The sequence below is a fragment of the Aeromicrobium sp. genome (genome assembly GCF_036676885.1).
Classification (GTDB): domain Bacteria; phylum Actinomycetota; class Actinomycetes; order Propionibacteriales; family Nocardioidaceae; genus Aeromicrobium.
Map to the genome: position 1 here is coordinate 1 of NZ_JAKFCB010000310.1, position 11,246 is coordinate 11,246.

The window sequence follows — 11,246 nt, forward strand, 5'->3', positions numbered from 1 at the left end:
CCCCGAGTCGATCGTCGAGAAGATGGGCCGCAAGAAGTGCGAGCCGACGTTCGAGTCGATCGCCGAGCGGATCACCGACATCGCCGGCGTACGCGTGACGTGCAGCTTCGTGTCGGACGTCTATACGATCTTCGACCTCCTGACCGGGCAGTCGGACGTACGCGTCGTCGAGGTGCGTGACTACATCAAGACGCCCAAGCCCAACGGCTACCGCAGCCTGCACGCACTGGTCGAGGTGCCGGTCTTCCTCAGCGACGGTGAGATTCCGGTGCTCGTCGAGGTGCAGCTGCGGACGATCGCGATGGACTTCTGGGCGAGCCTCGAGCACAAGATCCACTACAAGTACCGCGAGGACGTACCCCAGTCGCTGCTCGACGGTCTCAAGGACGCGGCCGAGACCGCCGGTGAGCTCGACGCGACGATGGAGCGCCTGCACACCGAGGTCAAGACGTCGGGCGAGCTGCCCGAGGCGCTCAAGGACGAGCTGACCAAGCACACCAACGCCGTGCCGGACGAGCAGCTCATCGAGCGGCTGCGCCGGCTCAGCCGCTGATCTCGGCTGACCGCGACGGACGAGCGGGTGTTTCGAGACCAGGTCAGGTCAGGATCTGGCTGAGGTCGTACCTGGCGACCTCTTCGAGCTGTTCGTACGTGCAGGACGTCGGCTCGCGGTCGGGGCGCCACCGCTTGAACTGCGCCGTGTGGCGGAAACGGGCACCGTCGCCGACGCCCTCCATGTGCTCGTAGCCGACCTCGGCGACGCGGGTCGGCGCGAGGGTCACGAACGAGAGATCCTTGGTGCCTGACCATCGGCTCTGCCCACCGGGCAGCCGCGAGCCGGCCTGGGCCTCGGCGTCCTGCCACTTGCCCCACGGGTGCTCCGACGTGTCGACGATGAGTGGCTCGAGCTCGGCGATCAGCTCGGCCCGCCGTGACTCCGTGAACGATGCGGCGACGCCGACGTGCTGCAGCTGGCCGTCGTCGGCGTAGAGGCCGAGCAGCATCGATCCCAGCAGCGGACGCTCCGGCGTCGACGTCTTGTGCAGCCGGTAGCCCGCCACGACGACATCGGCGGTGCGGGAGTGCTTGACCTTGAGCATCGTGCGGCCGTTGGGCGCGTAGGGCCTGGCGAGGGCCTTGGCGACGACGCCGTCGAGCCCCGCGCCCTCGAAGATGCCGAACCACTCCTCCGCCTCGGCCGCGTCGGTGGTCGTACGTGTGACATGGATCGGGTCGGCGGCCGACTCCAGCGCCGCCTCGAGACGGGCCCGGCGTACGGAGAACGGCTCGGCCAGGAAGGACTCGGCGTCGAGCGCCAGCAGGTCGAACGCGACGAACGAGGCCGGCGTGCGTTCGGCCAGCGTCGCGACGCGGGATGCCGCGGGATGGATGCGCTGCGACAGAGCGTCGAAGTCGAGGCGCCCGTCGATCGCGATGAAGATCTCGCCGTCGAGCACGCATCTGTCAGGGGTCTCGGCCTTGATCGCCTCGACGACGTCGGGGAAGTAGCGGGTCAGCGGCTTGGTCGACCGGCTGGCCAGCTCGATCTCGTCACCGTCGCGGAACACGATGCACCGGAAGCCGTCCCACTTCGGCTCGTACGACAGCCCGCCCTCGACCGAGTCGGCAGCCGGAACACCCTTGACCGACTTCGCCAGCATGGGTTGCAGCGGGGGCATGACGGGGAGATCCATGACCGACAGCCTAGAGCCGGCACCCGACAGCCGACACCTACACTGATCAGGTGAATCAGCCCGTCGTCGAGGTCATCGATCTCGTCATGCGATACGGCTCGGTGACCGCGGTCGACGGCCTCAGCCTGACGGTCGAGCCGGGCACCGTGACGGCGATCCTGGGACCCAACGGGGCTGGCAAGACCACGACGATCGAGACCTGCGAGGGGTTCCGCACACCCCAGGGCGGCTCCGTGAGGGTGCTGGGCCTCGACCCCATCGCCGACGGCCGCAAGCTCAAGCCACGCGTCGGCGTGATGCTCCAGTCCGGAGGCGCGTGGTCCGGCGCCCGGGCGTACGAGATGCTGCGCCACATCGCCTCGCTGCACGCCCATCCGCTCGACGTCGACCTGCTGATCGAGCGGCTCGGCATGCAGGGCTACGGCTCGACGCCCTACCGCAGGCTCTCCGGCGGGCAGCAGCAACGGCTCAGCCTCGCGATGGCGATCGTCGGCCGTCCCGAGCTGCTGTTCCTCGACGAGCCCACCGCCGGCCTCGACCCCCAGGCCCGTCGCTCCACGTGGGACCTGATCTCCGAGCTGCGCGCCAGCGGGGTCACGACGGTGCTGACGACACACTTCATGGACGAGGCCGAGACGCTGTCGGACCAGGTGCACATCGTCGACGAAGGACGGGTCATCGCCTCCGGCACGCCCCACGCGCTCGCATCCTCCGGGGCCAAGAACACCGTACGTTTCACCGCCCGGGCCGGGCTGGACGTCGAGAACCTGATGCTCGCGCTCCCCCACGACACCAAGGTCGACGAGGTGAGCCCCGGTGCGTACGTCATCGCCGGCCACGTCGACCCGGCCCTGCTGGCGACCCTGTCGGCGTGGTGCGCCGGCGAGGGCGTGCTCACCGATTCCGTGCTCGTGGAGCGGCAGACCCTCGAGGACCGGTTCCTCGAGCTGACCGGCAAGGCACTGCGATGACAGCCCTCGACCTCTCCCCCAGCCCCGGCGCCGCGGCCACGCCGGCGATGCTGCGCTCGCAGGTCGCGATGGAGCTGCGACTCCTGTCGCGCAACGGCGAGCAGCTGCTCCTGACACTCGTCATCCCGCTGATGCTGCTGGTGCTCGGCACCCGCTCCGACGACATCGTCGACCTCGGCGCCGGACGGTCCATCGACATCATCACGCCCGGCATCCTCGCCCTCGCGATCCTGTCGACGTCATTCACGTCGCTCGCCATCGCCACGGGATTCGAGCGCCGCTACGGCGTCATCAAGCGTCTCGGCGCCTCGCCGCTCCCGCGTTGGGGTCTCATGTTGGGCAAGATCGGCGCGATCGCGGTCGTCGAGATCGCCCAGCTCACGCTGCTGTCGGTCGTCGGCGTCCTCCTCGGCTGGGAGCCACACGGCGGCGTGACGGCGTTCGCGCAGATGGTCCTCCTCGCGGTGCTCGGCACGGCGGCGTTCGGCTCGCTCGGACTGCTCATCGCCGGCACGCTGCGCGCCGAGGCGACCCTTGCCGTCGCCAACCTCGTGTACGTCCTGCTGCTCGTCGGCGGCGGCCTCCTCGTGCCGCTCAGCCGCTATCCTGAGGCGGCGCGTCACGTGCTCGAGCTGCTGCCGTCCGGAGCGCTCGGACAAGGGTTGCGCGACACCTTCGCCGGGCAGGGCCCCGGTGCCTTCTCCGTCGTGGTGCTGATCGTGTGGGCCGTGTGCTGCGGCCTCGGAGTCTCAAGGACGTTCAAGTGGGAGTGACAGCAAGCCTGCGGGCACCGCAACGGGCCGACGTCGAGCGCTGGGCCTGGGCGGCGGTCGTCGCCAACATCGTGATCGTGCTGACCGGCGGTCTCGTACGCCTGACGGACTCGGGCCTGGGCTGCCCCACGTGGCCGCAGTGCACCGACAGCTCGTTCGTGCCGCATCGGGAGCTCGGTGTGCACGGTGCCATCGAGTTCGGCAACCGCATGCTGACGTACGTGCTGATCGCGGTCGTCATCGCGACGTTCGTGGCGGTCTGGCGCTGGTCGGGCACGACCCGCGAGCTGCGGCGCCTCGCGGCGCTCATCGCGCTCGGTGTGCCGTTCCAGGGCGTCATCGGCGGCATCACGGTGCTGACCGACCTCAACCCCTGGGTCGTGTCGCTGCACCTGATCCTGTCGATGCTGCTGGTCTCGGCGTCGATGCTGCTGGTCTTCCGCATCCGCGGCGGCAGCGCGTTCGCCCGGCCCAGGTTCTCCGCGCCGGTCGTGCTCGCGACGTACGTCGTGCTGTGGGTCGCGGTCTACCTCGGCACCATGGTCACGGGCGCCGGGCCGCACGCCGGCGATGCCGAGGCGCGGCGCAACGGGCTTGACCCGCACGTCATGAGCCATGTGCACGCCGTGAGCGTCTACCTGCTGGTCGCGCTCACGCTCGCGGCGTGCGTGATCCTGCGGCGGACCCCCGCCGCCCGCGTCGCGATCATCCTGCTGGCGCTCGAGCTCGCACAGGGCACGATCGGGTTCGTGCAGTACTTCACCGACCTGCCGATCGCCCTGGTGGCAACCCACCTCGTCGGCGCCGCTGCCCTGATCGCCGGCGGAACCCGGCTGCTTGTCACCGTCGTGGCACCGGCGCCCGCAACCTCGGTGTCAGAGTCGTTCGACCGTCACCCCGCGTGAGGTCAGTCGTCCTTTGACGTCAGCCAGCGGTCGGCGTCTATCGCGTAGACCCAGCGGCGACCCGGCCACTCGGTGAGCGACCACAGCCACCGGCGCTGCGGGAGGTACGTGATGTCCTCGGGTCCGGTCGGCAGGACGCCGCGGTGCCGCCTGTAGTTGCCGGGCGTCCCGACCCACAGGTCCCCGGGGTTGCCCTCGCCGTTGCTCGACGTGATGGCCCAGGTGCCGTCGACGACCACGGCGCCCTGCATCCGGGCGACCTGCCGGTCATGCAGCTCGGTCGCCACCGCCCAGCCCCGCTCGTCGCTCCGCAGGAGCTGGGTGTCGCGATCGATGGGATAACGGATCAGCCGATGGCTACCGCCCTTGCGGCCGTACTCCCCCGCGACGAGGTGGTCCTCGGCGCCGGCGCGGTCGAGCGACATGAACGAGTACGTCATGCGGTTGCCCGCCTCGTCGTGCTCGGCGGCGTAGGACGAGTACTGCGGGAGCACGTAGCGATAGCCCTTGGTGCGCAGCCGGTTGCGGACCCGCACGATGTCGTCGAGGCGGAACACCCGGATGCCGGACGAGCTGCCCGCGACGAACAGGTGGTCGCCGTACCAGACGATCCCGCCGGCATGCACCCGCACAGGGCGTAGCCGGTGGAAGAACCACCAGCGCTGCGGCGTCGTGAGCAGCACGTGCCGATAGCGCGGCGGCTCGTCGTCGGTCCAGTCGATGACCGAGATGCGGGAGCCCAGCTGCAGCCAGCCGCGCCACCCGTGGGCGTACCAGCTGGTGATCACGACGTTGTGGCCCTCGTACATGCCGCCGCTGGGCTCGGCGCCGTACGCGTCGGCGGACGTCGTGATGCCCTGGGGATACCAGCGCCGGGTGTCGCGGTCGTCGTCCTGCCACGTCATTCCGGCGATGGCGGCCTCACCCGGTACGTCGGCGTGCGCCCCGACGCGGTTGAGGTCGGCGAGCACGCCGCGCAGGCCGACGCGCCTGAACCGGGCGAAGAACCGCTCGGAGAGGTTGAGCTCGCGCGCCGCCGCGACGAGACGGTAACCCGGGGAGCTCACCCCGCCAGCGTACGCAGACGCCGGCCGGCGGTCACCGCAGGAAGGGATCGACCGCGGCCGCGACGAACAGCAGCGCCAGATAGGCGTTGGAGTAGTGGAACAACCGCATGGGCTTGAGGATCGCGAGGTCCTCGGTGTCGAGCGCGCGCGACTTGAGGTCGTAGGCCTCGACGAGGAACACGATGCCGAGCGTGATCGCGACGGCCGGGTAGAACCAGCCCGTCGGCGTGATGGGCCACAGCAGCAGCGAGGTCGCGACCATGACCCACGAGTAGGTGACGATCTGCTTGGCGACCTCGGCCGACGAGACGACCGACGGAAGCATCGGGACGCTGGCGGCGGCGTAGTCCTCGCGGTAACGCATGGCCAGCGACCAGAAGTGCGGCGGCGTCCAGAAGAACACCACCATGAACATCACGACCGGGGCCCAGGCCAGCTCGTTGGTGACCGCGGTCCAGCCGATCAGCGCCGGGAAGCAGCCCGCCGCTCCGCCCCAGACGATGTTCTGGGTCGTGCGGCGCTTGAGGATCATGGTGTAGCCGACGACGTAGAACACGTTGGCGGCCAGCGCCAGCATCGACGACAACGGGTTGACCAGCGTCCACAGCCAGACGGTCGAGATGACACCGAGCGCGAGGCCGAACCAGAGGGCACCGCGGGTGCCGACCTGGTGACGCGGCAGCGGCCTGCGGGACGTGCGCCGCATGAGTTGGTCGATGTCGGCGTCGACGACGCAGTTGAGCGCGTTGGCGCTGCCGGCCGAGAGCGTTCCGCCCACGACCGTGGCGACGACGAGCCATGCCGACGGCACTCCCTGCTCGGCCAGGAACATGATCGGGACCGTCGTGAGCAGCAACAGCTCGATGATGCGCGGCTTGGTCAGCGCGACGTACGCCTTGACGACTTCGGTGAAGCGCGGCTCGGTGGGTACGTCGGCCGACGCGGCGGATCTCACGTCGACGGCGGTCACGTTCAGCAGTCTAGAGGACACGAGTAGGCTCGTCATTGCGGCCTGTGGCGCCGCCCAAACCAGACCCTCGTTCGAACCATCAGGAGCCAGAGCTGTGACGTCCGGAACCCCCTCCCTCGAGTGGACAGACCTCGACAAGAAGGCCGTGGACACCGTTCGTCTCCTGGCCGCCGACGCCGTGCAGAAGGTCGGCAACGGCCACCCCGGCACCGCGATGAGCCTGGCCCCCGTGGCCTATCTGCACTACCAGCGCTTGCTGCGGCACGACCCCACCGATCCGCACTGGACCGGCCGCGACCGCTTCATCCTGTCGTGCGGCCACTCGAGCCTCACGCAGTACATCCAGCTCTTCCTCGCGGGCTACCCGATGACCCTTGACGACCTCAAGAGCCTGCGCACCTGGGGCAGCCAGACGCCGGGTCACCCCGAGTACAACCACACGCCGGGCGTCGAGGTGACGACCGGTCCCCTGGGCCAGGGCGTCGCCAACGCCGTGGGCATGGCCATGGCGGCCCGCCGCGAGCGCGGCCTGCTCGATCCGAGCACCGCCGCCGGCGAGAGCCCGTTCGACCACCGCATCTACGCGATCGCGTCCGACGGCGACCTGCAGGAGGGCGTCTCCGGCGAGGCGTCGTCGCTCGCGGGCACCCAGCAGCTCGGCAACCTCACGCTGCTGTGGGACGACAACAAGATCTCGATCGAGGACGACACCGACGTGGCGTTCACCGAGGACGTCGCGGCGCGCTACGAGGCATACGGCTGGCACGTGCAGACCGTCGACTGGACCAACGGAGGCACCGGCTACGTCGAGGACGTCCAGGCGCTCTGGGACGCCTATCAGGCCGCTGCGGCGGTCACCGACAAGCCGAGCTTCATCAGGCTCCAGACGATCATCGCGTGGCCTGCACCGACCGCCCAGGGCACTGGTGGGTCTCACGGCTCCGCGCTGGGCGCCGACGAGATCGCGGCGACCAAGCAGCTCCTCGGCTTCGACCCCGAGCAGTCGTTCATCGTCGACGACGACGTCATCGAGCACACCCGCAAGGCCCGCGACCGCGGCGTCGCCGAGCACGAGTCCTGGCAGAAGCGGTTCGACGCGTGGGCGACCGCCTCACCCGACGGCGCCGCGCTGCTCGAGCGGCTCTCCAAGCGTCAGCTGCCCGACGGCTGGGACACCGACCTGCCGACGTACGAAGCGGACCCCAAGGGCGTCGCGACGCGCGTCGCGTCGGGTGAGTTCCTGTCGGCCGCGGCTCCGCACCTCCCCGAGCTGTGGGGCGGCTCGGCCGACCTCGCCGGCTCCAACAACACGACGCCCAAGGGCGAGCCGTCGTTCCTGCCGCCCGAGCGCTCGACGGCCAAGTTCCAGGGCGGTTGGTACGGCCGGGTGCTGCACTTCGGCATCCGCGAGCACGCGATGGGCGCGGTCATGAACGGCATGGTCCAGCACGGACTGACCCGGCCGTACGGCGGCACGTTCCTCGTGTTCAGCGACTACATGCGCCCCGCCGTACGCCTCGCAGCACTGCAGGAGCTGCCGGTCACGTACGTGTGGACGCACGACTCGATCGGCCTCGGCGAGGACGGACCGACCCACCAGCCGGTCGAGCACCTCGCCGCTTTGCGAGCCATCCCGGGCCTCGACGTGATCCGGCCCGCCGACGCCAACGAGACGATCGCCGTGTGGCGCACACTCCTCGGCATCACGGACCGGCCGGCGGCACTGGCCCTGAGCCGGCAGAACCTGCCGACGTTCCCCCGTGGCACCGACGGCTGGGCCTCGGCCTCCGAGGTCGCCCGTGGCGCCTACACGCTGATCGACGCCGACGGCGAGCCCGACGTGATCCTGGTGTCGACCGGCTCCGAGGTGCAGCTTGCCGTCAAGGCACGCGAGCTTCTCGCCGCCGACGGCATCGCGGCGCGCGTCGTCTCGATGCCGTGCCGTGAGTGGTTCGAGCAGCAGGACAGCTCCTACCGCGACAGCGTCATCCCGCCGAAGCTCCGAGCACGCGTCTCGGTCGAGGCGGGTGTGGCGCTCGGTTGGCGCGACGTCGTCGGCGACGCCGGCCGCATCGTGAGCCTCGAGCACTACGGCGCCTCGGCCGACTACGCGACGCTCTACGACAAGTTCGGCATCACCGCCGAGGCCGTCGCGGCTGCCGCCAAGGACTCGATCGCCGCCGCCGCGGGCGAGCCCTCGGCACCGTTCCACGCCCGGCCCGCCGGAGCAGTCGGTCCAGCCGACAATGCCGACGCCGCACAGACCCACTGACCAGCACAACTGAATTCCAAGGAGACATCATGAATGACCGACTGCAGGCCCTCGCTGACGCGGGAGTATCGATCTGGCTCGACGACCTCTCCCGAGAGCGCATCGAGACCGGCAACCTCGCCTCGCTGGTGGCTGACTCCGGTGTCGTCGGCGTCACCACGAACCCGACGATCTTCGCCGCGGCGATCTCCCAGGGCGAGCGCTACGCCGCCCAGGTCAAGGCGCTCAAGGCAGCCGGCGCAGACGTCAAGGAGGCGGTGTTCGAGCTCACCACCACCGACGTGCAGAACGGCTGCGACATCATGCGGCCGGTCTTCGATGCCACGGGTGGTGTCGACGGCCGGGTCTCGATCGAGGTCGATCCCGACCTCGCCAAGGACACCGACGGCACGGTGGCGCTGGCCAAGCGCCTCTGGGAGCGGGTCGACCGCCCCAACACGCTGATCAAGATCCCGGCGACGGTCGAGGGCCTCCCCGCCATCGCGGCGACGATCTCGGAGGGCATCAGCGTCAACGTGACCCTGATCTTCTCGCTCGAGCGCTACCGCGGCGTCATGGACGCCTACCTCTACGGCCTCGAGCAGGCCGCGGCCAACGGCAAGGACCTCTCGACGATCGAGTCGGTCGCGTCGTTCTTCGTCAGCCGGGTCGACTCCGAGATCGACAAGCGCCTCCCCGAGGGCAGCCCCCTGCGCGGCAAGGCGGCCATCGCCAACGCGCGGCTGGCCTACGAGGCGTACGAAGAGGTGTTCGGGTCGGATCGCTTCAAGGAGCTCGCGGCCAAGGGCGCCAACACGCAGCGGCCCCTGTGGGCCTCGACCGGCGTCAAGGACCCGGCCTACCCCGACACGATGTACGTCAGCGAGCTCGTCGTCGCCGACACCGTCAACACCATGCCGGAGAAGACGCTCGAAGCGTTCGCCGACCACGGTGAGGTCACCGGCGACACGGTGCGCGGCACGTACGACGACGCGCGCCAGGTCATCGCCGACCTCGAGGCCCAGGGCATCAAGTACGACGAGGTCGTCGAGCTGCTCGAGGTCGAGGGCGTCGACAAGTTCGAGACCTCATGGAACGAGTTGCTGGAGACCGTCCAGACCGAGCTCGACAAGGCCTGAGCCGTGGTGCAGATCGCGCTCACGGTCCCTGCCCAGCACGAGTTCGAAACGGCGCTGCGCGATGCCGTCGAACAGCGCGTCGCATCCCGCGTCGCGGCCCAGGACGCCACGCTGTGGGGTCCTGACGCCGAGTCCGAGGCCAGCATCAGGCTGAGCTGGACCCAGCTGCCGGAGGCCTCGCGACCCCTGGTCGCCGAGATCGCCGGGCTGCGCGAGGAGCTGGCGGCCAAGGGCCTGGACCGCGTCGTCCTGTGCGGCATGGGCGGGTCCTCGCTCGCGCCGGAGGTCATCTGCGACCAGGCCGGCGTCCCGCTGACGGTGCTCGACTCGTCGCAGCCCGACATGGTGCGGTCTGCCGTCACCGATCGTCTCGAGCGCACGATCGTGGTCGTCTCGAGCAAGTCCGGTGGCACGGTCGAGACCGACAGCCAGCGCCGGGCCTACGAGCAGGCGTTCACCGACGCGGGGCTGAGCCCCGCCGATCACATCGTCGTGGTCACCGATCCCGGCTCACCGCTCGACGACGAGGCCACGAAGGCGGGCTACCGCGTGTTCCGCGCCGATCCGCACGTCGGTGGCCGCTACTCGGCGCTCACGGCGTTCGGGCTGGTCCCCAGCGGGCTGGCCGGTGCGGACATCGGTGCGCTGCTCGACCAGGCCGCGGGCGCCGAGTCGGCGCTCTACGCCGACGACGCCGACAACCCCGCGCTGCGCCTCGGCGTCCTGATGGGGGTCGCCAACCGGCACCGCGTCGACAAGCTCGTGATCGCCGACCAGACCCGGCACGGCGTCGGCGACTGGATCGAGCAGCTCGTCGCCGAGTCGACGGGCAAGCTCGGCAAGGGCGTCCTCCCGGTCGTCGTGCCGTACGAGAACGCGATCAACTTCAACCCCAGCACCGCAGACTCGATCCTGGTGTCGATCGGCAGCTCGTACGTGCCTGAGGCGCAGTCCGGCTATGCCGCGGCGATCGACGCCGACCTCGGCGCGCAGCTGCTGCTCTGGGAGGTCGCGGTCGTGATCGCCGGCCGCATCATCGGCATCAACCCGTTCGACCAGCCCGACGTCGAGAGCGCCAAGCAGGCGGCGCGTGAGCTGCTGTCCGGCGGCGGCGAGGTGCCCACCCCGGACGCCACTGACGAGGGCATCGACGTCTACGGCGAGGGCTTGACCGTCGCCGAGGCCGTGAGCGCCCTCCTCGGCAAGCTCGACCTCCAGCACGGCTACGTCGCGGTGCAGGTCTACCTCGACCGCATCGCGTACGCCGACTTCGCAGGTGTCCGCGAGGTGCTCGCGCAGCGACTCGGCCGGCCGGTCACGTTCGGCTGGGGCCCGCGGTTCCTGCACTCGACAGGCCAGTACCACAAGGGCGGCACGCCCAACGGCGTGTTCCTGCAGATCACGGGCACGCCCGCCGAGGACCTCGCGGTGCCGGGTCGGGACTTCACCTTCGGCACCTTCATCGACTCGCAGGCT

Annotated in this window: 10 protein-coding genes; 7 read left to right on the top strand and 3 right to left on the bottom strand. The window is 69.9% G+C overall.

The annotated features are described in order from the left end of the window. Positions 1–553 (top strand): GTP pyrophosphokinase (locus tag V6M46_RS14350; protein WP_332666333.1); only part of this gene is annotated, 553 nt, incomplete at its 5' end. A gap of 43 nt (positions 554–596) precedes the next feature. On the opposite strand, the gene V6M46_RS14355 is transcribed toward V6M46_RS14350, so the two are convergent. Continuing rightward, positions 597–1,694: an ATP-dependent DNA ligase gene (locus tag V6M46_RS14355; protein ID WP_332666335.1), complete on the bottom strand. Its 1,098-nt coding sequence runs from the start codon at positions 1,692–1,694 to the stop codon at positions 597–599. A gap of 50 nt (positions 1,695–1,744) precedes the next feature. Here V6M46_RS14355 and V6M46_RS14360 point away from each other — a divergent pair, with 50 nt between their 5' ends. The 3 genes from V6M46_RS14360 to V6M46_RS14370 are packed head-to-tail and all read left to right on the top strand — an operon-like array spanning position 1,745 to position 4,343. Next, positions 1,745–2,665, top strand: coding sequence for an ABC transporter ATP-binding protein (locus tag V6M46_RS14360; protein WP_332666337.1), 921 nt, complete (start codon positions 1,745–1,747; stop codon positions 2,663–2,665). Beyond that, positions 2,662–3,438 (top strand): ABC transporter permease, encoded by a 777-nt coding sequence (locus tag V6M46_RS14365; RefSeq protein ID WP_332666339.1) that lies wholly within the window; start codon positions 2,662–2,664, stop codon positions 3,436–3,438. Before V6M46_RS14360 ends, V6M46_RS14365 begins: the two co-directional genes overlap by 4 nt. After that, positions 3,429–4,343, top strand: coding sequence for a COX15/CtaA family protein (locus tag V6M46_RS14370; protein ID WP_332666341.1), 915 nt, complete (start codon positions 3,429–3,431; stop codon positions 4,341–4,343). Before V6M46_RS14365 ends, V6M46_RS14370 begins: the two co-directional genes overlap by 10 nt. A gap of 2 nt (positions 4,344–4,345) precedes the next feature. Here the strand turns inward: V6M46_RS14370 and V6M46_RS14375 are convergent, their stop codons facing one another. After that, on the bottom strand, positions 4,346–5,410 hold the full coding sequence (locus V6M46_RS14375) for a hypothetical protein (RefSeq protein WP_332666343.1): 1,065 nt from the start codon (positions 5,408–5,410) through the stop codon (positions 4,346–4,348). A gap of 31 nt (positions 5,411–5,441) precedes the next feature. Beyond that, complete coding sequence (locus V6M46_RS14380; protein WP_442880525.1) at positions 5,442–6,365, bottom strand: heme o synthase; 924 nt, start codon at positions 6,363–6,365, stop codon at positions 5,442–5,444. Between the two features lie 109 nt (positions 6,366–6,474). On the opposite strand from V6M46_RS14380, the gene tkt reads away from it, so the two are divergent. From tkt to V6M46_RS14395, 3 genes are all read left to right on the top strand, one after another. Next, on the top strand, positions 6,475–8,652 hold the full coding sequence (gene tkt / locus V6M46_RS14385) for a transketolase (protein WP_332666345.1): 2,178 nt from the start codon (positions 6,475–6,477) through the stop codon (positions 8,650–8,652). A 29-nt stretch (positions 8,653–8,681) separates the two neighbouring features. After that, positions 8,682–9,770, top strand: coding sequence for a transaldolase (gene tal, locus V6M46_RS14390; protein WP_332666346.1), 1,089 nt, complete (start codon positions 8,682–8,684; stop codon positions 9,768–9,770). A 3-nt stretch (positions 9,771–9,773) separates the two neighbouring features. Next, positions 9,774–11,246 (top strand): glucose-6-phosphate isomerase (locus V6M46_RS14395; protein ID WP_332666348.1); only part of this gene is annotated, 1,473 nt, incomplete at its 3' end.

Coding starts and splice junctions, on each gene's coding strand:
- V6M46_RS14355 (WP_332666335.1), bottom strand. CDS start 1,694: ATGGATCTCCCCGTCATGCCCCCGCTGCAACCCATGCTGGCGAAGTCG.
- tal (WP_332666346.1), top strand. CDS start 8,682: ATGAATGACCGACTGCAGGCCCTCGCTGACGCGGGAGTATCGATCTGG.
- V6M46_RS14365 (WP_332666339.1), top strand. CDS start 2,662: ATGACAGCCCTCGACCTCTCCCCCAGCCCCGGCGCCGCGGCCACGCCG.